Source organism: Pantoea eucrina, from assembly GCF_002095385.1.
GTDB classification, from domain to species: Bacteria; Pseudomonadota; Gammaproteobacteria; order Enterobacterales; family Enterobacteriaceae; genus Pantoea; species Pantoea eucrina.
Map to the genome: position 1 here is coordinate 1 of NZ_MIPP01000048.1, position 24,954 is coordinate 24,954.

Annotated in this window: 22 protein-coding genes; 9 read left to right on the forward strand and 13 right to left on the reverse strand. The window is 58.8% G+C overall.

Features of this window, described 5'->3' with window-relative positions:
• The 4 genes from HA43_RS16250 to HA43_RS16265 all read left to right on the forward strand — a co-directional run.
• Positions 1–379, forward strand: a 379-nt coding sequence (locus tag HA43_RS16250) for a phosphotransferase (RefSeq protein WP_158086453.1), incomplete at its 5' end; no start/stop codon positions are given.
• 15 nt (positions 380–394) lie between these two features.
• The gene (gene nagZ / locus HA43_RS16255; RefSeq protein ID WP_094112132.1) at positions 395–1,435 is read left to right on the forward strand and encodes a beta-N-acetylhexosaminidase; all 1,041 of its coding nucleotides are present in this window, start codon (positions 395–397) and stop codon (positions 1,433–1,435) included.
• A gap of 243 nt (positions 1,436–1,678) precedes the next feature.
• Complete coding sequence (locus HA43_RS16260; protein ID WP_071668742.1) at positions 1,679–2,983, forward strand: NAD(P)/FAD-dependent oxidoreductase; 1,305 nt, start codon at positions 1,679–1,681, stop codon at positions 2,981–2,983.
• A gap of 289 nt (positions 2,984–3,272) precedes the next feature.
• Positions 3,273–3,815: a glycine zipper 2TM domain-containing protein gene (locus tag HA43_RS16265; RefSeq protein ID WP_039383872.1), complete on the forward strand. Its 543-nt coding sequence runs from the start codon at positions 3,273–3,275 to the stop codon at positions 3,813–3,815.
• Between the two features lie 66 nt (positions 3,816–3,881).
• Here the strand turns inward: HA43_RS16265 and mfd are convergent, their stop codons facing one another.
• On the reverse strand, positions 3,882–7,334 hold the full coding sequence (gene mfd, locus HA43_RS16270) for a transcription-repair coupling factor (protein ID WP_039383874.1): 3,453 nt from the start codon (positions 7,332–7,334) through the stop codon (positions 3,882–3,884).
• Positions 7,335–7,712: 378 nt separating this feature from the next.
• Between mfd and lolC the strand changes: the two genes are divergently transcribed.
• From lolC to cobB, 4 genes are all read left to right on the forward strand, one after another.
• Positions 7,713–8,912, forward strand: coding sequence for a lipoprotein-releasing ABC transporter permease subunit LolC (lolC, locus tag HA43_RS16275; protein WP_039383875.1), 1,200 nt, complete (start codon positions 7,713–7,715; stop codon positions 8,910–8,912).
• Positions 8,905–9,609 carry a lipoprotein-releasing ABC transporter ATP-binding protein LolD gene (lolD, locus tag HA43_RS16280; protein ID WP_094112133.1) on the forward strand — a complete coding sequence of 235 codons (705 nt, stop codon included), beginning with the start codon at positions 8,905–8,907 and terminating at the stop codon, positions 9,607–9,609. Before lolC ends, lolD begins: the two co-directional genes overlap by 8 nt.
• Positions 9,606–10,850, forward strand: coding sequence for a lipoprotein-releasing ABC transporter permease subunit LolE (gene lolE, locus HA43_RS16285; RefSeq protein ID WP_039383878.1), 1,245 nt, complete (start codon positions 9,606–9,608; stop codon positions 10,848–10,850). The genes lolD and lolE overlap by 4 nt, the downstream gene beginning before the upstream one ends.
• Positions 10,851–10,997: 147 nt before the next feature.
• On the forward strand, positions 10,998–11,831 hold the full coding sequence (gene cobB, locus HA43_RS16290; RefSeq protein ID WP_071668743.1) for a Sir2 family NAD+-dependent deacetylase: 834 nt from the start codon (positions 10,998–11,000) through the stop codon (positions 11,829–11,831).
• Between the two features lie 32 nt (positions 11,832–11,863).
• Here cobB and potD read toward each other — a convergent pair whose 3' ends face one another.
• From potD to potA, 4 genes are read right to left on the reverse strand one after another with little or no spacing between them, the layout of a single operon-like run.
• Positions 11,864–12,904 carry a spermidine/putrescine ABC transporter substrate-binding protein PotD gene (potD, locus tag HA43_RS16295; RefSeq protein WP_071668744.1) on the reverse strand — a complete coding sequence of 347 codons (1,041 nt, stop codon included), beginning with the start codon at positions 12,902–12,904 and terminating at the stop codon, positions 11,864–11,866.
• Between the two features lie 10 nt (positions 12,905–12,914).
• On the reverse strand, positions 12,915–13,688 hold the full coding sequence (potC, locus tag HA43_RS16300) for a spermidine/putrescine ABC transporter permease PotC (protein WP_094112134.1): 774 nt from the start codon (positions 13,686–13,688) through the stop codon (positions 12,915–12,917).
• Positions 13,685–14,536, reverse strand: coding sequence for a spermidine/putrescine ABC transporter permease PotB (gene potB / locus HA43_RS16305; RefSeq protein WP_199181684.1), 852 nt, complete (start codon positions 14,534–14,536; stop codon positions 13,685–13,687). The genes potC and potB overlap by 4 nt, the downstream gene beginning before the upstream one ends.
• Entirely contained in the window at positions 14,529–15,644 is a 1,116-nt protein-coding gene (gene potA, locus HA43_RS16310; RefSeq protein ID WP_039383885.1) for a spermidine/putrescine ABC transporter ATP-binding protein PotA, read from the reverse strand. Before potA ends, potB begins: the two co-directional genes overlap by 8 nt.
• Before the next feature lie 286 nt (positions 15,645–15,930).
• Between potA and pepT the strand changes: the two genes are divergently transcribed.
• Complete coding sequence (gene pepT / locus HA43_RS16315) at positions 15,931–17,160, forward strand: peptidase T (RefSeq protein ID WP_039383887.1); 1,230 nt, start codon at positions 15,931–15,933, stop codon at positions 17,158–17,160.
• A 43-nt stretch (positions 17,161–17,203) separates the two neighbouring features.
• On the opposite strand, the gene HA43_RS16320 is transcribed toward pepT, so the two are convergent.
• The 8 genes from HA43_RS16320 to rluE all read right to left on the reverse strand — a co-directional run.
• Entirely contained in the window at positions 17,204–18,325 is a 1,122-nt protein-coding gene (locus HA43_RS16320; RefSeq protein WP_094112135.1) for a ribosomal protein uL16 3-hydroxylase, read from the reverse strand.
• A gap of 58 nt (positions 18,326–18,383) precedes the next feature.
• Positions 18,384–19,844 carry a two-component system sensor histidine kinase PhoQ gene (phoQ, locus tag HA43_RS16325; RefSeq protein WP_071668747.1) on the reverse strand — a complete coding sequence of 487 codons (1,461 nt, stop codon included), beginning with the start codon at positions 19,842–19,844 and terminating at the stop codon, positions 18,384–18,386.
• A 4-nt stretch (positions 19,845–19,848) separates the two neighbouring features.
• Positions 19,849–20,517 (reverse strand): two-component system response regulator PhoP, encoded by a 669-nt coding sequence (phoP, locus tag HA43_RS16330; RefSeq protein WP_039383893.1) that lies wholly within the window; start codon positions 20,515–20,517, stop codon positions 19,849–19,851.
• A 108-nt stretch (positions 20,518–20,625) separates the two neighbouring features.
• Positions 20,626–21,996, reverse strand: coding sequence for an adenylosuccinate lyase (gene purB / locus HA43_RS16335; RefSeq protein ID WP_094112136.1), 1,371 nt, complete (start codon positions 21,994–21,996; stop codon positions 20,626–20,628).
• Between the two features lie 43 nt (positions 21,997–22,039).
• Positions 22,040–22,681, reverse strand: coding sequence for a high frequency lysogenization protein HflD (hflD, locus tag HA43_RS16340; RefSeq protein WP_094112137.1), 642 nt, complete (start codon positions 22,679–22,681; stop codon positions 22,040–22,042).
• A gap of 34 nt (positions 22,682–22,715) precedes the next feature.
• Entirely contained in the window at positions 22,716–23,828 is a 1,113-nt protein-coding gene (mnmA, locus tag HA43_RS16345) for a tRNA 2-thiouridine(34) synthase MnmA (RefSeq protein WP_039385800.1), read from the reverse strand.
• A gap of 40 nt (positions 23,829–23,868) precedes the next feature.
• Positions 23,869–24,342 (reverse strand): NUDIX domain-containing protein, encoded by a 474-nt coding sequence (locus HA43_RS16350; protein WP_039383899.1) that lies wholly within the window; start codon positions 24,340–24,342, stop codon positions 23,869–23,871.
• Between the two features lie 27 nt (positions 24,343–24,369).
• Positions 24,370–24,954, reverse strand: a 585-nt coding sequence (gene rluE, locus HA43_RS16355) for a 23S rRNA pseudouridine(2457) synthase RluE (protein WP_094112138.1), incomplete at its 5' end; no start/stop codon positions are given.

The window sequence follows — 24,954 nt, forward strand, 5'->3', positions numbered from 1 at the left end:
GCTGGCGCGCCTGCAGCGGCTGCAGCGACAGGGGGAACCGCGCCCGCTGCGCCTTGCGCCGCTGCATATGGACGTCCATCCGGGTAATGTGATCGCGACGCCAGCCGGGCTGAGGCTGATTGACTGGGAGTATGCAGCCGATGGCGACGTGGCGCTGGAGCTGGCTGCCATCTGTGCATGGGCGCCGGCGCAGGCAGCGGAGTGGACAGAAGAGTATGCCGCACGGACGCACATGGAAGCGGCCGTGCTGGCGCGTCAGATCGCGCGCTGGCAGCCGTGGCTGCAGCTGCTGATGGCGAGCTGGTATCAGCTGCGCGCCGAGCAGAGCGGCGAGGCAACTTTACAGCAGCTGGCGCAGACCAGCTGGCAGGATATTTAATTCAGGAACTGAGCTATGACAATCAATGCACCCGGCCCGCTGATGCTGGACGTGGCGGGCTATACGCTGGACGCAGAAGAGCGCGAGATATTGCAGCACCCGCTGGTGGGCGGACTTATTCTGTTTACGCGCAACTTTCATGACGTTGCTCAGCTCCGCGAGCTGGTGCGTCAGATCCGCGCCGCTTCCCGTAACCGGCTGGTGGTGGCGGTGGATCAGGAAGGCGGGCGCGTGCAGCGTTTCCGCGAAGGCTTCACGCAGCTGCCGGCAATGCAGTCCTTTGCTGCCCTGCACGATTTGACTGCGGCAGGCGAGCTGGCGCAGCAGGCGGGCTGGCAGATGGCGGCGGAGATCACCGGGCTTGATATCGATATCAGCTTTGCACCGGTGCTCGATATCGGCCACATCAGCGCCGCAATCGGCGATCGGGCGTTTCATGTCGATCCGGCCATTGCGCTGCAGATCGCGCGGCGCTTTATTAACGGCATGCGCGAAGCCGGTATGAAAACCACCGGTAAACATTTTCCCGGCCACGGCGCGGTCAGCGCGGATTCGCATAAAGAGACACCGCGTGATACGCGCGACGCCGCCACGCTGCGCCAGCACGATATGGCTATTTTTCAGCAGCTCATCAGTGAACAGCTGCTGGATGCGGTGATGCCGGCCCACGTTATCTACACCCAGGTCGATCCGCTGCCCGCCAGCGGCTCGCCTTACTGGCTGCAGCAGGTGCTGCGTCAGGAGCTCGCCTTTGACGGCGTGATCTTCTCCGACGATCTCTCAATGGAGGGCGCCGCCGTGATGGGCAGCTACGCCGAACGGGCGCAGCAGTCGCTGGATGCCGGTTGCGATATGATTCTGGTTTGCAACCAGCGGGCGGGCGCCATTAGCGTGCTGGATAATCTGCAGGCGGGTCCGGCAGAACGTATTGCACGGCTCTGGCATCGCGGGCAGCATACGCTGGATGAGCTGCAGAGCAGCGCGCGCTGGCGGCAGAATCAGCGTCAGCTCAGCGATCTGCAGGCGCGCTGGCTGGCGCATAACGCACAGCAGTAAGCGTTGCGAAGCGCCGCGTTCCCTGGGGGAATGCGGCGTTTGTCGTGTGATGCTATTCACAAAACGTGTAACATTCTGATAATCCCCGCGAAAGATTGATCTGCATCAATTTCCTTATGATCTGGTTAGACCGGCGTGATATTCTGCCCTCAGCGCGCGATTAAACATCGCCAACCCTATGTTTATTAAGGTTTTATTTAACCATTAATTAACTTTTGGTTTACAACTTTGAGGGGGTCTGCATTGACTACAACCATGGAAAAGATCGTCATTATTGGCGGAGGCGCCGGTGGCCTGGAGCTGGCAACGCAGCTGGGGCATAAGCTGGGGCGCAGCAAAAAAGCGGAGATTATTCTGGTTGACCGCAACCACAGTCATCTCTGGAAACCGCTGCTGCATGAGGTGGCGACCGGCTCTATGGATGAGGGCATTGACGCGCTGAGCTATCTGGCTCACGCCCGCAACCACGGCTTTCAGTTTCAGCTGGGCTCGCTGACGCAGATCCATCGCGATCGCAAAACCATTGAGCTGGCGGAAATCCGCGACGCTCAGGGCGAGATTCTGGTGCCGCAGCGTGAGCTGGCGTGGGACCGTCTGGTGGTGGCGCTGGGCAGTACGTCCAATGATTTCGGCACCCCGGGCGTAAAAGATCACTGCATCTTCCTCGACAATCCGCATCAGGCGCGTCGCTTCCATAATGAGATGCTGAATCAGTTCCTGCGTTTTTCCGCCAGCGAAGGTGAGCTGCAGAAGGTCAATATCGCCATTGTTGGCGGCGGCGCCACCGGCGTGGAGCTCTCTGCTGAGCTTTACAATGCGGTGAAGCAACTGCACAGCTACGGCTACAAAGGTCTCGACAGCAGCGCGCTCAACGTCACGCTGGTGGAAGCGGGTGAGCGCATTCTGCCCGCGCTGCCACCGCGCATCTCTGCGGCGGCCCATCAGGAGCTGACCAAACTGGGCGTACGCGTTCTGACGCAGACCATGGTGACCAGCGCCGATGCGAAAGGGCTTAACACCAAAGAGGGTGAGTATATTGCTGCCGATCTGATGGTGTGGGCAGCAGGCATCAAAGCGCCTGACTTTATGAAAGAGATCGGCGGCCTGGAGACCAACCGCATTAACCAGCTGGTGGTTAAAGAGACGCTGCAGACCACGCGCGATGAAAATATCTACGCGCTCGGCGACTGCGCCTCCTGTGCGCTGCCAGGTGGCGGCTTCGTGCCGCCGCGCGCGCAGTCGGCGCATCAGATGGCGTCACGGGTGCTGGATAACATCCTCGCACAGCGTAAAGGCAAGCCGCTGAAAGCGTACGTTTATAAAGATCACGGCTCGCTGGTTTCGCTGTCGCGCTTTACCACCGTGGGCAGTCTGATGGGTAACCTGATGCGCGGCTCAATGATGGTGGAAGGGCGCATTGCGCGCTTTGTCTACATCTCTCTGTATCGTATGCACCAGATTGCGCTCCATGGATACTTCAAGACCGGCCTGATGATGCTGGTTGGCAGTCTGAACCGCGTACTGCGTCCGCGACTTAAACTGCACTAATCAATAGCGGGCGACATAATGTCGCCCGCTCCCGTTTTGCCCGCAATAAGCTGCTGATAATCATCAGTTCACCGCAACATTACCCGCTCCGAATCCGCGGCTCGGAACTCTCCTAAAAGCTGGCCCTGCTGCGCTTACGCTGCGTTTCCTCCATTAATCTGATGTTGCAATTCCGGACCATCTGCAAAACTTATCTTCAGGAACACGGCGCGGCGCGCACGCCGGTTATGCCTCCGCTACAGCCTGTAGCGACGGGAATGCGCGGTAACACTGTCAGGAGGATATTCCTGTGAATAAATCAATGCTTGCGGGTATCGGAATCGGCGTAGCAGCAGCGCTGGGCGTGGCGGCGGTCGCCAGCATGAACGTGTTTGATCGCGGTCCGCAATTTGCTCAGGTGCTGTCAGCCACCCCGATTAAAGAGAGTATCAAACAGCCGCGTCAGGAGTGCCGTAACGTTACGCTGACGCACCGTCGTCCGGTACAGGATGAGAACCGCATTGCCGGTTCAGTGCTGGGTGCCGTCGCTGGCGGCGTGCTGGGTCATCAGTTCGGCGGCGGTCGCGGTCGCGATGTGGCTACCGTAGCGGGTGCGCTGGCCGGCGGCTACGGCGGTAATCAGGTGCAGGGCGCTCTGCAGGAGAGGGACACCTACACCACCAGCGAACAGCGCTGCAGAACGGTATACAGTAAACAGGAAAAGATGCTGGGTTATGATGTGACCTATAAAATAGGCGACCAGCAGGGCAAAATCCGTATGGAGAATGACCCTGGCACCCGCATCCCGCTTGATCGCAACGGTCAGCTCATCCTGAATTCGAATCAGGCCTGATTGGGCAAAGCTATTTCACAGCAAACCAGATAAAAAAAGCGCCGTAAGGCGCTTTTTTCTTTTGCATCAGCCCGCCGGCAGCCGGTGCTTTGCCAGTTCGGTGATAAACTCCTGAACCCACTCCATGCGCAGCTTGCGTTCAGCCAGATCGCGCGTGAAGCGCAGCCGCGTCGGGCCATCCAGCTTCCACTGTGCCGGATCTTTCTGCAGCAGGCTAATCAGCCAGCCGGGATCGATCTGGTTCTGCGGGGCAAACTCAAAGAAGCCGCCTTTGTCACTGGCTTCAATTTTGCGCACGCCCAGCTCGCGCGCGGCCAGGCGCAGCGCGGCGATATCCAGCAGATTGCGCGCGGCGTCAGGCAGTTTGCCAAAGCGGTCAATCATCTCTACCCGCAGTTCAGCCAGATCCTGCTCGTCGGCGGCGCTGGCAACCCGCTTATAGAGTGAAAGACGGGTGCTGACATCGGGAATGAAATCGTCGGGCAGCAGCGCCGGCATCCGCAGTTCAATCTCGGTCTGATTGCTGGTGAGATCTTCCAGCGACGGCTCGCGTCCCGCTTTCAGAGCATCCACCGCATTTTCCAGCAGCTCCATATAGAGCGTAAAGCCGATGCTCTCCATCTGACCGCTCTGATCCTCGCCCAGCAGCTCACCGGCGCCGCGGATTTCAAGATCGTGCGTCGCCAGCGCAAAGCCGGCGCCTAAATCTTCCAGCGAGGCGATCGCCTCCAGCCGCTTCTGGGCATCGGTGGTCATCGCTTTCGGGTGCGGTGTCAGCAGCCAGGCGTAGGCCTGATGGTGCGAGCGGCCAACGCGCCCGCGCAGCTGGTGCAGCTGCGCCAGACCAAAGTGATCGGCACGTTCAATGATGATGGTGTTGGCGCTGGGTACATCGATACCGGTTTCAATGATGGTGGTACAGACCAGTACATTAAAACGCTGATGATGGAAATCGTTCATTACCCGCTCCAGATCGCGCTCGCGCATCTGGCCGTGACCAATCGCGATACGCGCTTCCGGCACCAGATCCGCCAGCCGCTGCGCCGCTTTCTCAATGTTTTCCACGTCGTTATAGAGGTAGTAAACCTGACCACCGCGCAGCACCTCGCGCAGAATCGCTTCGCGCACCACCAGGCTGTCATATTCGCGCACAAAGGTTTTCACCGCCAGGCGACGGGCAGGGGGCGTGGCGATAATCGACAGATCGCGCATGCCGCTCATCGCCATATTCAGCGTACGCGGAATAGGCGTAGCGGTCAGCGTCAGGATATCGACGTCGGCGCGCATCGCCTTGATGCGCTCTTTGTGCCGCACGCCAAAGCGGTGCTCTTCATCCACAATCAGCAGCCCGAGGTCGCGCCATTTGAGATCGCTCATCAGCAGTTTGTGCGTGCCGATCAGAATATCGATTTTGCCTTCGCTCGCCTGCTCCAGCACCTGTGCCTGCTCTTTCGCGCTGCGGAAGCGTGACAGCATCTCGATACGCACCGGCCAGTTGGCAAAGCGATCGCGGAAGTTGTCATAGTGCTGCTGCGCCAGCAGGGTGGTGGGAACCAGTACCGCCACCTGCTTGGTGTTCTCCACGGCCAGAAACGCCGCGCGCATCGCCACTTCCGTTTTACCAAAGCCCACGTCGCCACACACCAGGCGATCCATGGCCAGCGGCTGGCACATATCACTCAGCACGGCGTTAATTGCCTGCGCCTGGTCCGGCGTGGTTTCAAACGGGAAGCCCTCGCAGAACAGCCGATACTGCTCGCGATCGTGCTTAAAGGCGTAGCCGCTTTTCGCAGCACGCTGGGCGTAGATATCCAGCAGCTCCGCCGCCACGTCGCGTACCTTTTCCGCCGCTTTCTGCCGCGCGCGTGACCAGGCGTCGCTGCCCAGCTTGTGCAGCGGCGCATTTTCATCGGCGCCACCGGCGTAGCGGCTGATCAGATGCAGTGAGGAGACCGGTACATAAAGCTTGGCGTCGCCGGCGTAGGAGAGCATCAGGTACTCCGCCACAATCCCGCCAGCCTCCAGTGTGGTGAGTCCGATATAACGTCCGACGCCGTGCTCCAGATGCACCACCGGCTGCCCCGGATGCAGCTCCGCCAGGTTGCGGATCAGCACGTCCGGATTGATGGTGCGGCGATTATCCTGCCGGCGACGGCTGACGCGCTCGCCCAGCAGATCGCTTTCACAGATCAGCGCGCGATCGCGCAGCGTATCGATAAAGCCACGCTCGCTGGCGCCAATCATCAGGCTGTAAGGCTGAGCCGCCGCTTCGCTGAAGTGTTCAACCGGCTGAGGGCGTAGCTTAATGCGCGCCAGCAGCTCCTGCAGGCTTTCCCGGCGGCCTTCGCTCTCTACCGAGAAAATCACCTGGCCGCTGAACTGCTCCAGAAACTGGCGCAGCAGGTCGAGTGGGGCTTTCGCCTGGGCCTGCACGGTAAGCTCCGGCAGCGGTTCATAGGCCAGGTTGGTATTGGCGGCTTTTTCCGGCAGCGTTTCTGCCGTGAGCTGCATGCGCGGCCAGGCTTTCAGTTCGCTGAGCAGCGCATCGGGCCGCAGCCAGAGCGTGGCCGGCTCCAGCAGCGGGCGCATCGGGTCGATGCGCCGGTTTTCAAAGCGGGCGTGCGCATCCTGCCAGAAGCGATCCGCGCTGCCAGGCAGATCGCCGCAGTTCAGCACCAGCGTGCTGGCGGGCAGGTAGCTGAACAGCGTGGGCAGCGGCTGCTCAAAAAACAGCGGCTGCCAGTATTCGATGCCGGAGGGCAGCGTGCCTTTACTGACCTGCTGATAGATATGCTCCGGCTCGCGGCGCACGTCGAAAATCTCGCGCCAGCGGGTGCGAAACAGCTCAATCGCCGCTTTGTCAGTGGGAAATTCGTGCGCCGGCAGGAGATTAATCGCATCCACTGACTCCAGCGTGCGCTGGCTGTCGACGTCGAACAGGCGCAGGCTGTCAATTTCATCATCAAAAAAGTCGATGCGATAGGGCTGGTCGCTGCCCATCGGGAAGAGATCGAGCAGGGCACCGCGCGTGGCGTATTCGCCATGCTCCATCACCTGATCGACGTGGCGGTAACCCGCTTGTTCCAGCTGATCGCGCAGCGCGTCGCGGGACAGTTTTTGTCCCTGCTGCATCACCAGCGCGTGCCCGTGCAGGAAGCTGTGCGGGCAGACGCGCTGCATCAGCGTATTGACCGGCAGAATCAGCATGCCGCGAGCCAGCATCGGCAGCTGGTAAAGCGTAGAGAGGCGCGCTGAAATAATATCCTGATGGGGCGAAAAGCTGTCGTAGGGCAGCGTTTCCCAGTCCGGCAGATTAATCACCGGCAGGTCGGTAAACTGACGGATCTCCTCCTGCAGCCGCAGCGCGGACTGCATATCCGGGGTGATCATCAACACCGGACCCTGATGGCGTTCGGTGATACTGGCGCACTCAACCGCCTGCGCGGCGCCGACCAGCTGGCCGAGCTGACGATGGTCTCCTGCTTTGGCAGGCAGGGTATAACGATGCTGTTCCGACATAGGGTCTCGACGTGCTCTCCTTGTATTTCAGGGCGTCATCATTCCATAAACCGCCCTGATGATCATCTCTCCATTGTGCCCGCAGGCAGGCCGGAAGGGAGCGACAGCGACTCCGCGCTATCAGCCTGACAGATATAATAGTCCCGATATGCCAGTGATGGTATGCGCGCGCCGCCAGCGGCAACCGTTCGTACAGCTTTTATCCGGCCGCACGGCGGGGCAGAACCGTTGCGGCGAAAGAAATCTCTCCTGTGGCGCGGCAGGGACGCATTTTGATGCAACTTCGCTCATCACTCAGTGGGTTAGAGGTTTCATAAAGCAGGCGGCTCCATTATCATCCCTCTACCTTATTATCAGGCAATGGCCAGAACGGAACTCATGTATCAACCAGTTGCGCTATTTATCGGTTTACGCTACATGCGTGGACGGGCTTCAGACCGCTTCGGTCGCTTCGTCTCCTGGCTCTCAACTATCGGTATTACCCTGGGCGTAATGGCGCTGGTGACCGTGCTGTCGGTGATGAACGGCTTTGAGCGTGAGCTGGAGGGGAATATCCTGGGGCTGATGCCGCAGGCGCTCATTACCAGTGACAAAGGCAGTATCGATCCGCAGCAGCTGCCGGCTGACAGCCTGAAGCTGCAGGGCGTCACGCGCGTTGCTCCCCTGACCACGGCCGATGTGGTGCTGCAGAGTGCGCACAACGTCTCGGTCGGCGTGATGCTGGGGGTTAATCCGGACGAACCCGATCCGCTCACGCCTTACCTGGTTAACACGCAGCAGCAGGTGCTGCAGGCGGGCAAATATAATGTGATCCTCGGTGAGCAGCTCGCTGCACAGCTCGGCGTGAAGCGGGGCGACGCGCTGCGTCTGATGGTGCCTTCGGTCAGCCAGTTTACGCCGGTCGGGCGCCTGCCCAGCCAGCGCATCTTTACCGTTGCCGGGACTTACGCGGCAAATAGTGAGGTAGATGGTTACCAGATCCTCGTTAATCAGCAGGATGCATCGCGCGTTATGCGCTATCCGGCAGGCAGCATCACCGGCTGGCGGCTCTGGCTGGAAAAGCCGCTGAGCGTGGATACGCTGAGTACCCAGCCGCTGCCGCAGGGCACGGTGTGGAAAGACTGGCGCGAGCGCAAAGGCGATCTTTTCCAGGCCGTACGCATGGAAAAAAATATGATGGGGCTGCTGCTGAGTCTGATTATCGCCGTAGCGGCGTTCAATATCATCACCTCGCTGGGTCTGCTGATTATGGAGAAGCAGGGCGAAGTGGCGATTCTGCAGACGCAGGGCTTAACCCGGCGGCAGATTGTCGCGGTCTTTATGGTGCAGGGCGCGAGTGCCGGTATTATTGGCGCGCTGCTGGGTGCGCTGCTTGGCGTGCTGCTTGCCAGCCAGCTGAACACGCTGATGCCGGTCATCGGCCTGTTTCTCGATGGCGCGGCGCTGCCGGTGGACATCAATCCCTGGCAGGTGGTGATGATCGCCCTGATTTCAATGACGGTTGCGCTGCTCTCAACCCTTTACCCCTCCTGGCGCGCTGCCGCCGTTCAACCCGCTGAGGCTTTACGTTATGAGTAATACTCCTTTGTTGCAGTGTCGCGACCTGTGCAAACGCTATCAGGAAGGCAGCGTGCAGACCGACGTGCTGCGCAACGTGGCTTTCAGCCTGCAGCCCGGCGAGCTGGCGGCGATTGTCGGCAGCTCCGGCTCTGGTAAAAGTACGCTCCTGCATCTGCTGGGCGGGCTGGATGCGCCGACCTCGGGCGACGTGGTGTTTGATGGCCGCTCGCTTAATGGCATGAGCGCCGCCGCAAAAGCGGAGCTGCGCAACCGCGAACTGGGCTTTATCTATCAGTTCCATCACCTGCTGCCTGACTTCAGCGCGCTGGAGAACGTGGCGATGCCGCTGCTGATTGGCAAAACCGCCAAAGCGGAAGCTGAGAGTCGCGCCCGCGAAATGCTGGCGGCGGTCGGGCTGGAGAAGCGCGCCGCGCATCGTCCTTCTGAGCTCTCAGGCGGTGAGCGTCAGCGCGTGGCGATTGCCCGGGCGCTGGTTAACCGTCCACGTCTGGTGATGGCGGATGAGCCCACCGGCAATCTCGATGCGCGCAACGCCGACGCGATATTTGAACTGCTGGGCGAGCTTAACGTGCGTCAGGGCACGGCGTTTCTGGTGGTGACTCACGATCTGCAGCTGGCAAAACGGCTGACGCGGCAGATGGAGATGCGTGACGGAAAGCTGAGCGATCGCCTGACGCTGGGAGCAGAGGCATGACCTCTTCACTCTCGCTGTTGCTGGGGCTGCGTTTCAGCCGGGGCCGGCGGCGCGGCGGCATGGTATCGCTGATTTCAGTGATCTCCACCGTGGGAATTGCGCTGGGCGTGGCGGTACTGATCATCGGCCTCAGCGCCATGAACGGTTTTGAGCGTGAGCTGAATAACCGCATTCTGGCTGTCGTTCCGCATGGTGAAATTGAGCCGGTCGAAGGGCCGCTGCGCGACTGGCAATCTCTGATTGCCCCGATGGAGCAGGTGCCCGGCATCGCGGCGGCGGCCCCCTACGTTAATTTTACCGGATTGATTGAGAGCGGCGCCAGGCTACAGGCGCTGCAGGTCAAAGGGGTTGATCCGCAGCAGGAGTCGCGTCTCAGCGCACTGCCGCAGTTTGTCGCCGGCGACGCCTGGGCACAGTTTGCCGCCGGCAGGCAGCAGATTATTTTGGGCGGCGGTATCGCCAAGTCACTGAACGTGAAGCAGGGCAGCTGGATCACCATCATGATCCCTAACAGCAGCGCGGATAATAAGCTGCAGCAGCCAAAGCGCATCCGGCTGCAGGTCAGCGGTATTCTTCAGCTGAGCGGCATGCTCGATCACAGCCTGGCGCTGGTTCCGCTGGCGGATGCGCAGCGCTATCTGGGCCTGGGCGACAGCGTCAGCGGTATCGCACTGAAGATGAGCGATCCGTTTCAGGCGCAAAAGCTGGTGCGCACGGCCGGTGAGGTAGCCCACGCCTATGTTTATATCAAAAGCTGGATTGGCACCTACGGCTATATGTATCGCGATATCCAGATGATCCGCGCCATTATGTATCTGGCGATGGTGCTGGTGATTGGCGTCGCCTGTTTCAATATCGTTTCCACGCTGGTGATGGCAGTTAAAGATAAGAGCGCAGACATTGCCGTACTGCGTACCCTGGGGGCTAAAGATGGGCTTATCCGCGCTATCTTTATCTGGTACGGGCTGCTGGCGGGCCTGCTGGGCAGCGTCAGCGGCGTTGTCACCGGTGTGCTGGTGGCGCTGAACCTGACGCCGGTGATGCGCGGCATCGAACATCTGACCGGGCATACGCTGCTGGCAGGCGATATCTATTTTATCGATTTTCTGCCGTCGGAACTGCACTGGCTGGATGTTGTCATTGTACTGGTAACCGCTATCGTGCTGAGCCTGATCGCCAGCTGGTACCCGGCGCGACGCGCCAGCCGCCTCGATCCGGCCCGCGTGCTGAGCGGTCAGTAACCGCCCGGACGCAGCCGCTCCGGCGGCTGCGTCCGATTTCAGCGCCTGCGTACGACGGAGTCGCCACGCAGTCGCTATTACCGGGACAGCATTGCCCACTACAACACCCGAAACACGGCGTACTGCGCCGCAGATCAAGGAGTTTTTATGCGCATACAGCGCCGCCGCCTGAGGCTCGCCCGCGACCGGAAAAACCGCCGTAAAGTGCATCAGCGCTTTCGCCAGCGCATCTTTGAGCGCGATCGCAGCGCTGAACTCGCCGCGCATCCGCTGCCGCGCGTGGTGGTACTGACCGGTGCCGGCATCTCTGCTGAATCGGGCATTCGTACTTTTCGCGCCTCCGACGGCCTGTGGGAAGAACATCGTATTGAAGATGTTGCTACGCCGGAGGGCTTTCGCCGCGATCCGGCGCTGGTGCAGCGCTTTTATAATATCCGCCGCCAGCAGCTGCAGCAGCCGGAGATCCAGCCTAACGCCGCACATCTGGCGCTGGCAGAGCTTGAACAGGCGCTGGGCGATAACTTTCTGCTGGTCACACAGAACATCGATAATCTGCACGAGCGTGCCGGCAGCCAGCGCGTGCTGCATATGCATGGCGAACTGCTGAAAGTGCGCTGTGAGGAGAGTGGCCAGGTGGTGGCGTGGCATCGCGACGTGACCGCCGACGATCGCTGCACCTGCTGCCAGTTTCCGGCGCGGCTGCGGCCGCACGTGGTGTGGTTCGGCGAAATGCCGCTCGGCATGGAAGAGATCTATGAGGCGATGCAGCAGGTGGATCTGTTTATCGCCATCGGCACCTCAGGCCATGTCTATCCTGCCGCCGGATTTGTACATGAAGCCACGCTGCAGGGCGCGCATACGGTTGAGCTGAACCTGGAGCCAAGTCAGGTGGGCAATGAGTTTGCCGAAGGAAAATATGGCCTGGCGAGCGAAGAGGTACCGGCGTTTGTGCAGCGCCTGCTGCAGAGCCTGGAGCACTAAACCGGGCGCCTGTGCGGCGCCCGTTACGCCTTTCAGCGGCCCGCTTTCAGCTGCTGAAACAGCGTTTCATACTGTATGCTGGCGGCTCCGACATCATTCTGCCACTCGCCTTTTCTGATGACGTCAGCAGGCGGATAGAGTGACGGATCCTGCGCAACGGCCGCAGGCAGCAGCTTTTTTGCCGCCAGATTTGGCGTCGGGTAACCGATGGTTTCCGCCACCTGAGCTGCCACATCGGGGCGCAGCAGGAAGTTAATCAGCTTCAGCGCCCCCTCCCGGTTTTTCGCATTGGCCGGGATCGCCAGGTTATCCATCCAGAAAATGCCGCCTTCTTCCGGCCAGACAATGCTCAGCGGCGTGCCCGCCTGACGCGCCACGTAAGCGGAGCCGTTCCAGATCATACCGACGTTGACTTCGCCCTCCATAAACGGGTTGCCCGGATTATCGGAGTTAAACGCCAGCACGTTCGGCATCAGCTTTTTCAGCTCTTCTGACGCGGCAGCGATCTGCGCCGGGTCCTGCGTGTTGCCGGAATAACCGAGCTTGCGCAGCGCCACCTGGAACACTTCGCGCGCATCGTCCGTCAGCAGCAGACTCTGCTTATATTCCGGCTTCCAGAGGTCGGCCCAGCGGGTGATCGTTTTAGGATCGATCTCATCGCTGTTGACACCGATAGCGGTCGCGCCCCAGATATAGGGAATGGAGTAGTCGTTATCGGGATCGAACGGCTTGTTGAGCAGGTCGGGATCGAGATTCTTAAAGTTGCTCAGCTGCGATTTATCGATCTTCTGCAGCATCCCCTCATTGCGCATTTTGGCGACAAAATAGGTCGAAGGCACCACCAGATCGTAAGCGCCATCTTTCCAGGTTTTCAGCTTGGCGTACATGCTCTCATTGGATTCATAGGTGGAGTAGATCACTTTGATCCCGGTCTCTTTGGTAAACTGCTCCAGCAGACCCGGCGGCACATACTCCGTCCAGTTATAGAAGTAGAGCGTTTTATTGTCAGCCTGCGCGCTCTGCATACACAGCGCCATCGCTCCCGCTATCAGCCAGCAAGCGTGTTTTTTCATGGGGTATCCTCTATTGGGTTTTATCACGGAGCAGTAGCTGACTGATCGCCACCAGCAGCAGCGACAGCAGCAGCAGGATCGTCGCCAGCGCGTTCACCTCGGGTGAAACACCAACTTTCACCATGGAGTAGATCTTCAGCGGCAGGATTTCGAAACCCGGCCCGGTAACGAATGATGAGACCACCACATCATCCATAGAGAGGGTAAAACTCAGCAGCCAGCCCGCTGCCACGGCCGGCATCGCCAGCGGCAGCAGAATTTTACGCAGAATCGTCACTTCACTGGCACCGAGATCTTTTGCCGCCTCCAGCATGCGCACATCAAACCCTTTCAGCCGCGAGTAAACGGTGATCACCACAAAAGGCAGGCAGAAGGTGATATGCGAAAACAGCAGCGACCAGAAGCCGAGCGAGATCCCCAGCAGCATAAACAGCACCAGCAGGGAGATCGCCATAACAATATCCGGCGACATCATCACCACAAACAGCATCCCGCTGACAAAGGGCTTACCGCGAAAACGGTAACGGTAGAGCGCGACGGCCGTAAGCGCGCCAATCAGCGTGGCGCAGGTTGCGGAGATCACACCCATGACAAGTGAGTGCTGCGCTGCCTGAATCAGACTGTTGTTGTTCAGCAGCAGCTGATACCAGCGCGTGCTGAATCCCTGCCAGTTAATGCCAAAGCGCGAGGCGTTGAAGGAGTTCACGATCAGGATAATCATCGGAATATAGAACCAGGCATAGATTGCGGCCATAAAGCCGCCGCGTAGCAGACGCGCCATCATGAGAGATCCATCCGGTTATTCAGCAGCCGCGCCGCCCGCCAGTAAAACAGCAGCATAATGCCCATCAGCAGCGTCATCACCACGCTGGTGGCTGCGCCAGAGGGCCAGTCGCGAATGTTCAGGAACTGGCTTTTGATAATATTTCCGATCAGCAGATTTCTGGCGCCGCCCATAAGGTCGGCAACGTAAAACATGCCCATCGCCGGGATAAATACCAGCAGGGAGCCCGCGACAATGCCGGGCAGAGTCAGCGGCAGAATAATGCGTACAAACGTCTGCAGCTTACTGGCACCGAGATCGCGCGCCGCTTCAAGATACGATCGGTCAAGCTTCTCCAGGCTGGAGTAAAGCGGCAGTACCATAAACGGCAGCAGGATATAGATTAACCCCAGAATCACCGCTTCAGAGGTGAACATGATGCGAAAAGGTTTATCTGTTACGCCGAGCCAGAGCAGAAAGTCGTTCAGCCAGCCGCGGGTGCTGAGAAAGATCTTCAGCCCATAGATGCGGATCAGCGAGTTGGTCCAGAAGGGGACAATCAGCAAAAACAGCATCAGCGGACGCAGCCGCGGCGAGAGGCGGGTCAGGCACCAGGCAAACGGATAGCCCAGCAGCAGACAGCACAGGGTGGCGATAAACGCCATATTCAGTGAATGCAGCAGCACGCTGGCATAGAGCGGGTCGAGCAGGCGGCGGTAGTTATCAAAGGTCAGTACCATGCTGACAAAGTGCGCATCATCGCGCGTCAGAAAGCTGGTGACGATAATCATCAGATTGGGCAGCAGCACAAACAGCGTCAGCCAGCTGACAATCAGGGCAACAATCGCTTTCTGCAGACGATTACGCATCAGTTTCATAGGGCAGTACCACCTCCCAGTCCGGCACCCAGCGGATGGCCATTTTTTGATTCAGCGAGTGGTCAAAATCGGGGTCATCTTCGTTGAAGAATTCACTGACCGTCAGCAGCTTGCCGTTCTCCAGCTCCACCGAGGACTCCAGGGTCATGCCTTTATAGCTGCGGTCGCGAACAAAACCGGTCAGATACTCGCTGCGGCTGTCATGAGCAATCTCTTCAACGCGCAGATCTTCCGGGCGCAGCAGCACGTGCAGTTTATCACCGGGCGCTACCGGAAACGGGCAGTGCAGATCGCAGGCGATGCCTTCAACGCGCGCGCGGATGGTGGGCGCGCGGTCGCACGCGATCACCTCGGCGTCAAAGACGTTGATTTCACCGATAAAACGCGCCACAAACAGGTTGCCCGGCTCTTCATAAATTTCACGCGGCGTGCCATCCTGCTCAATGCGACCGTCGCGCATCACCACGATACGATCTGACATAGAGAGCGCCTCTTCCTGATCGTGGGTGACAAAAACAAAGGTGATGCCCAGTTTGCGCTGCAGCGCTTTCAGCTCGTTCTGCATCTGACGACGCAGCTTATAATCCAGCGCCGAGAGAGACTCATCCAGCAGCAGGACTTTTGGCTGGTTAACCACGGCGCGGGCGATAGCGACCCGCTGCTGCTGTCCCCCTGAAAGCTGATGCGGGCGCCGGTCGGCGAAACTCTCCAGCTGCACCATGGCCAGCGCTTCATTAACGCGCTGAACGATCTCACCGGCGGGGCGCTTCTGCATGCGCAGACCGAATGCGACGTTCTCAAACACGGACATATGCGGAAACAGCGCGTAGCTCTGAAACACAGTATTGATATGACGCTGCTCGGCGGGCGTATCGGTAATATCGCTGCCATCCAGCGTGATGCGGCCGCTGTCGGTGGTTTCCAGGCCGGCAAGCAGGCGCAGAATGGTGGTTTTCCCGCAGCCTGACGGGCCCAGCAGAGTAATAAACTCTCCGTGTCCGATATGCAGGTTGAAATCAGAGATGATGGTTTTCCCATCGAAAGCTTTACTGATGCCAGAAAGCGTAACCAGCGCCTGTTGTGCGCATGTTTGCGTCATTTTAGTCACTCAGTCTGAAGGGATCAGGATAGCGGCTCGCTGCCGGCGACAGCGAGCCGTAGTGAAGGCGGGATAATACCTGAAAATTTATCTAATGCCATAATTTACCGCTGAATTACCTGGAAAAGAGGGCAAACTACCGAACTGTGCGTGACAGGCCAGCCGGCAATAATTTACCTGGTACACGCTATGGCAGGCAGGCTAACCTAAAGAAGAGTGATATCGCGCAACACGGCGGGCAGCTGCCGCCGCAATAATAACACCGGCTTAAACAGGGGGATAACGGATGGAACAGTTACTGGAACGCTTTCTGCGCTACGTAGCGATAGAGACGCAGGCTAAACCGCAGGCGCGGCAGGTGCCGAGCAGTGAGGGGCAGTGGATCCTGGCGCGTCAGCTGCAGGAAGAGCTGATTGCACTGGGCTTTGTCGATGTATCGCTGAGCGACCACTGCTGCGTAATGGGTACGCTGCCGGCCAACGTCGACTGGCCAGTGCCGGTTATCGGCTTTATTTCTCATATGGATACCTCGCCCGACTACACGGCGAAAAACGTCAATCCGCAGATCGTGGAGAACTATCGCGGCGGCGACATTGCGCTGGGTAACGGGGATGAAGTGCTGTCGCCGGTGATGTTCCCGGTGCTGCATAAGCTGACCGGACATACGTTGATCACGACCGACGGCAAAACGCTGCTGGGTGCGGATGATAAAGCGGGCATTGCGGAGATTATGACGGCGATGGCGGAGCTGGCAAAGGGTGACGTGCCGCACGGCGCTATCCGGGTTGCCTTTACGCCGGATGAGGAGATCGGCCGCGGCACGTCGCACTTCGACGTGGAAGGGTTTGCGGCTGACTGGGCTTACACCATGGATGGCAGCGGTCTCGGCGAGTTTGAGTTTGAGAACTTCAACGCCGCAACTGCGATGGTCTATATCACCGGGAATAACGTTCATCCCGGCAGCGCAAAGAATGTCATGGTGAATGCGCTGGATCTGGCGATGCGCTTCCACGCCGAGCTGCCTGCTCAGGAGAAGCCGCAGTTTACCGACGGCTACGAAGGCTTTTTCCATCTGCACTCTATCAAAGGCACGGTGGAGCACGCTGAGCTGATGTATCTGATCCGCGATTTTGATGCAGACAGCTATGAACAGCGCAAACAGCTGCTGGAGAACATCGGACAGCGGGTGGGCAAAGGGCTGCAGAGCGAATGTTCGGTTAAAGTCGAGATTAGCGACAGCTATCGCAATATGCGCGAAAAAGTGGAGCCGCATCCGCATATTATTGAGCTGGCGCTGCAGGCGATGCGCGACTGCGGCATTGAGCCTGACGTGAAGCCGATTCGCGGCGGCACTGACGGTTCCGCGCTGTCGTGGAAAGGGCTGCCCTGTCCGAATATCTTTACCGGTGGCTATAACTACCACGGCAAACATGAGTTTGCCTCACTGAATGTGATGCAAAAAGCGACAGAAGTGATTGTGCGGCTCTCTGCGCTGGCGGCAGAGAAGCGGACATAACGCAGAAGAGCGCCTCTCCCGGAAGCGGGAGAGGCGCATGGTTTTAATCAGCGAAGAACCAGTAGCCGCTGTTTACCAGACCAGCCAGCTGCGCCAGCAGTGACGGGTCATCCAGCGCGTCACCAAAATCTGCCAGAGCAAGTTCATGCTGGTGCGCCAGCGCGGCCAGTACCTGCGGATGCTGGCTGGTGATCTGCTCGCCATTAACATAGACGGCATCACCCAGCGTCAGTACGCGCAGGCCGCCAAGCCGCGTCAGCGTGTCACCCTGCTGCAGCGCATCGTAAATCTCATCCGGCTGATACGGCGGCTCCGGTGGCGCCACGTCCAGCTCATGGCGCGACTGCGAAATAAATTCGCCAAACCACTGGCTGAACTGCTCCGGCTGGTTGATCACATCCAGCATAACCTGACGAATGCCTTCAACTTCAGAAGGCAGGATCTGCGACGGGCAGCTGCGTGAAGGTACTTCCGGATCGCTGTAGCGATAGCTGCCCAGCTCATGAGCCAGCATATAATCAGCAAAGCCGCTGATCAGCTCGCGGCCATTTGGCGCCCGGAACCCGACTGAATAGTTGAGCGCATTTTCCAGCGAGTAGCCCTCGTGCGGGAAGCCCGGCGGAATGTAGAGAATATCGCCCGGCTCCAGCTCTTCATCGATAATGGCGTCAAACGGCGCAACCTGCAGCAAATCGGGATGCGGGCAGTGCTGTTTCATCGGGACCTTTTCACCCACGCGCCAGCGCCGGCGGCCGGTACCCTGAATGATAAAGACATCATACTGGTCGAAATGCGGACCCACGCCGCCGCCCGGGACTGAAAACGAGATCATCAGATCGTCGATGCGCCAGTCGGGCAGAAAGCGGAACGGGCGCATCAGGGCAGCAGAGCCCTCATGCCAGTGGTTAACCGCCTGAACCAGCAGCGACCAGTTGCTTTCACCCAGATGGTCATAGCTCTCAAACGGGCCGTGGCTGACCTGCCATTTGTCGTTATGGTGGCTGACGAGGCGGCTGTCCACCTCATTTTCCATCGCCAGTCCCGCCAGCTCATCCGGCGAGAGGGGATCCACGAAATTTTTGAAGCCGCGCTTAAGCACGACCGGGCGTTTCTGCCAGTAGCGCTGAATAAAGTCGGTCTGGTTGATATCGAGCTGATAATCCATACGAAGCGTTCCGGTTGGAGCAATAATTGCTGGCAAGTATAACAGTCCGCAGCCGGTTCTACTCGCGGTGATGTGTAACTTCCTGCCGCCTGAACACCACTTCCATGCGCGTGCCGCCCAGCGGGCTGGCAGAGGCGCTGACGGTTCCGGCATACTGTTCAAGAATATCCCGCACCACCGCCAGCCCCAGCCCCTGTCCCGGCCGCAGCGTATCGGCCCGCTGGCCGCGGACAAAAATCAGATCGCGCTTGCTTTCAGGAATACCCGGCCCGTCATCGTCGATAAACAGATGCAGCGCCTGGTCAGTCTGGCGCGTGCTGACTTCAATAAATTCCAGGCAATATTTACAGGCGTTATCGAGTACATTGCCGAGCACTTCCATAAAATCGTTCTGATCGCCGACAAACACCAGCTCGGGGGGAATGTCGAGCGTGATCTCCACGCCCTTGCGCTGGTAAACCTTGTTGAGCGCAGAGCAGAGGCTGTCGAGCAGGGCGGAAACCGAGTGAAAATCACGCTGCAGCGGATTGTGATCGGCCTGCATGCTGGCGCGATGCAGATAGTAACCTGTCTGCTGTGAAATACGGCTGATCTGCTCCAGCATCACCGGCTCCGCCTGTTCGATGGTGAGCGATTTGCCGTTGCGCAGCGAGCGCAGCGTACTCTGCAGCACCGCCAGCGGTGTTTTCAGGCTGTGGGTTAAATCAGAGAGGGTGGTGCGATAGCGGGTATAGCGCTGACGCTCGTTGGTCAGCAGCAGGTTGAGGTTGCGCACCAGGCTTTTCAGCTCCTGCGGCGGATTGTCGCCCAGGTTTTCCCGCTGGCCAGTCTCCAGCTCGCGCACCTGCGCGGTAAGATCGCCAATCGGGCGCAGGCTCCAGTGAGCGGCCAGCCAGAGCAGCGGGATCACCAGCAGCAGGTTAGCCGCCAGCACATAGCTGAACCATGACCAGACTACGTCTGAGTGCTGCAGCTCTTGCGGGATGGAATCCACCACCACAATGGTCATCGCTGGCAGGTTGACTGTCGCATCGTAGCGATTCACCGCAACCGAATGGGTAAAGGTGTCGTTACTGTTGCTGTCCAGCGCGTGCAGCTGCTGCTGCGCCTGAATGTTATCGCCTAATGCCGTCAGGCTGGTGCGGTTGCTGGTGTCAATTTCATAAAAGTCAGGCTTCAGCAGCCACTCAGGCTGAATTTTTTCCCGGATCTCCGGCACGTCGCGCTGCTGCCACAGCAGCTTGCCGCGCTCATCGTAGATAAAGACCAGCGTCGGGAAATTCAGCGTCATGCGCTCCGGCTGCGCGATGGTGAGTTTGTTATCCTGCCACTGCGCCAGAGTGAAAAAGAGGTTACTTTCACCGCGCAGCACGCGGTAGGTATTTTTATCGAAACTCACGACATAGCCGATAACCGCGACCATGCCATAGGAGAGAGAGATAAACAGGACCACGGCGGCGGTCGCCAGCAGAAAGCGGGTACGGAGCGAGAGCGGGCGCAGCTGGCGAAACCAGTTCATGGCGTCAGAGATCGAAACGGTAGCCCTGACCGCGTACCGTGTTGATCACTTCGGTCGGATGCAGTGCAAGGATTTTCTTGCGCAGGCGGCCCATCAGCACATCAATGGTATGGCTTTCGCGCAGTTCAGCGTCAGGATAGAGCTGCAGCATCAGCGAATCTTTGCTGACCACTTTACCCGCGTTGCGGATCAGCGTTTCCGCAATCGTATATTCAAATGCTGTCAGCTTCACCGGCACGTCGTTCACCGCCAGCTCGCGACGTGACAGGTCGACCTGAAACGGCGGCAGGGAGATGATCTGCGATGCGTGGCCGCTATTGCGGCGCATCAGCGCCTGCAGGCGGGCAGCAACCTCCTCAATATGAAAAGGCTTGGTAACGTAGTCGTCCGCGCCAGCTTCCAGGGCTTCAACTTTTGCCTGCCAGCCTTCGCGTGCGGTCAGTACCAGGATCGGCTGGCGCACCGCGTCGCTACGCCAGCGGCGAATCAGCGACATGCCATCTTCGTCGGGCAGGCCAAGATCAACCAGCGCAATGTCAGGCAGATGTTCCTGAAGAAAGTAGTCAGCTTCTTTCGCATCTTCAGCGGCATCAACCTGATGCCCCATATCACGCAGCTGAACGGCGAGATGGTGGCGCAGCAGAGCATTATCTTCCACAACCAGAACACGCATACTTTTTCCTTACCTGCAAACTCAGTGATAATAAAGTGAGTATACGTGAAGGGAGCTAAACCAGAGAACAACGCAACAGGCGCGCGGTGCGCGCCTGTGCAGGCGGAATTACTTCAGGTCATCGACCATTTGCACCGCGCGGCCCAGATAGTTAGCCGGGGTCATCTGCTTCAGGCGCACTTTCTCCTCTTCCGGCAGCGCCAGGCTGTCGATAAAGGCCTGCATGCCCGCCGCATCCACGCGCTTGCCGCGCGTCAGCTCTTTAAGCTTTTCGTAGGGTTTTTCAATCCCGTAACGGCGCATCACGGTCTGAATCGGCTCGGCAAGCACTTCCCAGTTGTGATCCAGCTCATCCAGCAGGCGATCGCGATTCACCTCCAGTTTTGAGATGCCCTTCAGCGTGGACTGATAGGCAATCAGGGCATAGCCGACGCCGACGCCGAGGTTGCGCAGAACGGTTGAGTCGGTGAGATCGCGCTGCCAGCGTGACACCGGGAGCTTGCTGGCGAGGTGCTGCAGTACCGCGTTTGCCAGGCCTAAATTGCCCTCAGAGTTTTCAAAGTCGATAGGGTTGACCTTGTGCGGCATCGTTGAGGAGCCAATTTCGCCCGCGATGGTTTTCTGTTTGAAGTGGTTCAGCGCAACATAGCCCCAGATATCGCGATCAAAATCGATCAGGATAGTGTTGAAACGCGCGATACAGTCAAACAGCTCTGCAATGTAGTCGTGCGGCTCAATCTGCGTGGTGTAGGGGTTCCAGGTAATGCCAAGCGAGGTGACAAACTCTTCGCTGATCTGATGCCAGTCCGCTTCCGGATAAGCGGCGATGTGCGCGTTGTAGTTGCCGACGGCGCCGTTGATTTTGCCCAGCACCTCAATGTTGCCCAGCTGACGCAGCTGCCGCTCCATGCGGTAGGCGACGTTGGCCATCTCTTTACCCATGGTTGAAGGGGTAGCAGGCTGGCCGTGCGTACGGGAGAGCAGCGGAATATCGCGATACTCCTGCGCCAGTCCCTTCACCGCAGCGATGATTTTCTGCCAGTAGGGCGTGATAACGTCGCGGCGTGCGGTTTCCAGCATCAGCGCATGGGAGAGGTTGTTGATATCTTCAGAGGTGCAGGCGAAGTGGATAAACTCAGAGACCGCCTGCAGCGCAGGCACATCAGCCACTTTCTCTTTCAGAAAGTATTCAACCGCTTTGACATCGTGATTCGTAGTGCGCTCTATGGTTTTGATGCGTGCAGCGTCAGTTTCATCAAAATTGCTGACAATCGCGTCAAGGAAAGCGTTTGCGTCACCATCAAATGCAGGAACTTCCCTGATCTCTGCGGTCGCAGCCAGTTTCTGTAACCAGCGAACTTCCACTTCCACGCGGAATTTCAGTAAACCAAACTCACTGAAAATGGCGCGCAGCGGGCTGACTTTATCGCCGTAACGGCCATCAACGGGTGAGACGGCGGTCAGAGAGGATAATTCCATCAGTGCAACTCCTGAAACGTTAACAGATGAGGCAGGGCGGCGTTTAATACGCCGGACCCAGCCGGGATAAAATAGCTTTGGCTTCATTCAGCAGGCGCTGACGCGAAAACATCAGCTGCAGGCGGCCACCGCCACACTGCTGCCAGAGCACCGCTGAACGGATCCCCGCCAGCAGCGCCGCGCGTACTTTGTTCTGTACCTGAGTATTTTGCAGCACCTGCGGTGAGCCGGTAACCTGAATGCGCGGGCCCAGCGGGCTGATGATATCGACATAGATGCCCGCCATGGCGCTGGTAATGGTGTCAGATTCGGGACCGTAGTGCGCCAGCTGACGATCGAGCTGGCCGATACGCTGTGCCAGCGCCGCCAGCGCGGTTTTGTTGCCGCTGAGCTTGCGCTCCAGCACCATCAGACCCAGCGTGTAGCGCGTCACTTCCGCACTGGCACCCTGACGGCTGCCGCTGTTCAGCACTGCCATCAAGGTCTCCAGACCGGTGCGCAGATTGGCTTCGTCATTACCATACACCGCCAGCGTGGAGGCGGGATTGAGATCAAGCAGGCTGCGTATGGATACCTGCAGCGCCGCGCTGTCGCACTGGCCCTGATGCGCCAGCTGCTGCGTCAGCTGTGCAGCCTGGCAAATGCCCGCCAGCGCCAGCGTAATATCATAAAAATTTTTAGCCACGCTCTACTCCTGCAGAAAAATCAGCGGCGCCGTTTTACGCCTCAGGCAGCGGCAGACGCTGCTCAATAATACCGCCACCGAGACAGACGTCATCCAGATAGAACACCGCAGACTGGCCCGGCGTCACCGCCGCAACCGCTTCATCGAAACGCACCTCGATGCGATCGTCGCCAAGCGGCAGGATTTCACACGGGATGTCACTCTGGCGGTAGCGGGTTTTAACCGTGCAGCGCAGCGGGGAGGTCACCGGCTGACGATCGACCCAGTGCAGCTGCTGGGCAATCAGGCCCACAGACATCAGGCGCGGATGGTCGCCGCCCTGGGCGACAATCAGCCGGTTACGTGCGACATCTTTGTCCACCACGTACCAGGGATCGTCATTGCTCTCTTTGCGGCCGCCAATGCCCAGACCTTTGCGCTGACCGAGCGTATGGTACATCAGCCCCTGATGCTCACCGACAATTTCACCCTCGACCGTCTCAATTTCGCCCGGTTGCGCAGGCAGGTAACGGCCGAGGAAATCGCGAAACTTGCGCTCGCCGATAAAGCAGATGCCGGTAGAATCTTTTTTCTTTGCGGTAATCAGATCCAGCTCTTCGGCAATGCGGCGCACTTCCGGCTTCTCCAGTTCACCGACCGGAAACAGGCTCTGGGCGATCTGCTGGTGGCTCAGGGTGTAGAGGAAATAGCTCTGATCTTTATTGCCATCGAGTCCGCGCAGCAGCTGGCTTTTGCCCGCCACGTCGGCCCGACGCACATAGTGGCCGGTCGCGATATAATCTGCGCCGAGGTCTTCAGCAGCGAACTCAAGAAAGGCTTTAAATTTGATCTCTTTATTGCAGAGAATATCGGGATTAGGCGTGCGCCCCGCCTTATATTCGTCGAGAAAATGCTCGAACACATTGTCCCAGTACTCAGCGGCAAAATTAATTTTGTGCAGTTTTATGCCAAGCTTGTCACACACGGCTTGTGCATCAGCCAGATCGTCTGCGGCGGTGCAATACTCCTCGCCGTCATCCTCCTCCCAGTTCTTCATGAACAGGCCTTCAACCTGGTAGCCCTGCTGCTGCAGTAGCCACGCGGAAACGGAAGAATCGACGCCGCCGGACATTCCGACGATTACTTTTTTCTGGCTGTTGTCAGACATGACGCACTCTTGATTACAGTAAAACAGGCGGCGCATTCTATCATGGAGTCACGGTATGCGCACCCTTGTGAAACGGCCAGTTAAACGGCGCCACCAGCTGTAGCGGGTAGCGCACGCCCTGTTGCCACAGCCGCACGCTCTCCGCGACCAGCGGCGAACGTAGCTGATCGGACGTAAGAATTTGCTCGGGTGTTAGCCACCAGCAGCAATCGATATCGCTGTCGAGCGGCGTGGTCACGCACGGTGCTGGCAGATCAACACCAAAGAGAAACCGCACAAAAGGTGTATTATCCGGCGCAATCCACTGCTGCACGCCAAGAAAATAGTGCAGCTCTGCGTGGATGCCGGTCTCTTCATACAGCTCGCGCAGCGCCGCTTCCTGCAGCGTCTCATCCGCTTCGAGATGGCCCGCTGGCTGATTCCAGGTCACGCGTCCGGCGACACGCTCCTCAACCACCAGCAGTTTACCCTGCGCCTGTACCAGACAGGCGACGGTTACATGAGGTTTAAACATCGTTCGCTCGCTCTGATTAACCTGCGGTTATTGAAACTCAGCGCTGATATCGCGCCATTCGCCGGGAGCAAGCCCGTTAAGCTGATGCTCTCCCAGCGCAAAGCGAATCAGGCGCAGGGTCGGGAAACCGATATGCGCCGTCATGCGTCGTACCTGCCGGTTGCGCCCTTCATACAGGGTGATTTTCAGCCAGCTGGTGGGGATGGTTTTGCGTTCGCGCACTGGTGGCGTGCGCGGCCATAGCCACTCCGGCTCGCTGACCGCTTCGATACCCGCCGGCAGCGTTATGCCGTCGTTAAGCTCAACGCCGCTGCGCAGCCGGGATAAATCTGATTCCTGCGGCACACCCTCGACCTGAACAAAGTAAATTTTCCCCGTGCGCCTGCCGGGCTGAGTAAGCTGCGCCTGCAGCGCGCCATCGTTGGTCAGCAGCATCAGCCCCTCACTGTCGCGATCCAGACGGCCTGCCGCGTAGACGTCGCTGACCGGAATAAAATCTTTCAGCGTGCGGCGCCCGGCGTCGTCGCTGAATTGCGGCAGCACATCAAAGGGTTTGTTAAATAAAATCACGCGGCGCGGGCCGACGGGGCGTGCCGGGCGGCGCGCAGCGTG

Coding starts and splice junctions, on each gene's coding strand:
- HA43_RS16350 (WP_039383899.1), bottom strand. CDS start 24,342: ATGTTTAAACCTCATGTAACCGTCGCCTGTCTGGTACAGGCGCAGGGT.
- lolC (WP_039383875.1), top strand. CDS start 7,713: ATGTATCAACCAGTTGCGCTATTTATCGGTTTACGCTACATGCGTGGA.
- potB (WP_199181684.1), bottom strand. CDS start 14,536: ATGCGTAATCGTCTGCAGAAAGCGATTGTTGCCCTGATTGTCAGCTGG.
- lolD (WP_094112133.1), top strand. CDS start 8,905: ATGAGTAATACTCCTTTGTTGCAGTGTCGCGACCTGTGCAAACGCTAT.
- phoP (WP_039383893.1), bottom strand. CDS start 20,517: ATGCGTGTTCTGGTTGTGGAAGATAATGCTCTGCTGCGCCACCATCTC.
- nagZ (WP_094112132.1), top strand. CDS start 395: ATGACAATCAATGCACCCGGCCCGCTGATGCTGGACGTGGCGGGCTAT.
- phoQ (WP_071668747.1), bottom strand. CDS start 19,844: ATGAACTGGTTTCGCCAGCTGCGCCCGCTCTCGCTCCGTACCCGCTTT.
- purB (WP_094112136.1), bottom strand. CDS start 21,996: ATGGAATTATCCTCTCTGACCGCCGTCTCACCCGTTGATGGCCGTTAC.
- cobB (WP_071668743.1), top strand. CDS start 10,998: ATGCGCATACAGCGCCGCCGCCTGAGGCTCGCCCGCGACCGGAAAAAC.
- potA (WP_039383885.1), bottom strand. CDS start 15,644: ATGACGCAAACATGCGCACAACAGGCGCTGGTTACGCTTTCTGGCATC.
- potD (WP_071668744.1), bottom strand. CDS start 12,904: ATGAAAAAACACGCTTGCTGGCTGATAGCGGGAGCGATGGCGCTGTGT.
- mfd (WP_039383874.1), bottom strand. CDS start 7,334: ATGTCGGAACAGCATCGTTATACCCTGCCTGCCAAAGCAGGAGACCAT.
- lolE (WP_039383878.1), top strand. CDS start 9,606: ATGACCTCTTCACTCTCGCTGTTGCTGGGGCTGCGTTTCAGCCGGGGC.
- potC (WP_094112134.1), bottom strand. CDS start 13,688: ATGATGGCGCGTCTGCTACGCGGCGGCTTTATGGCCGCAATCTATGCC.
- mnmA (WP_039385800.1), bottom strand. CDS start 23,828: ATGTCTGACAACAGCCAGAAAAAAGTAATCGTCGGAATGTCCGGCGGC.
- HA43_RS16320 (WP_094112135.1), bottom strand. CDS start 18,325: ATGGATTATCAGCTCGATATCAACCAGACCGACTTTATTCAGCGCTAC.
- pepT (WP_039383887.1), top strand. CDS start 15,931: ATGGAACAGTTACTGGAACGCTTTCTGCGCTACGTAGCGATAGAGACG.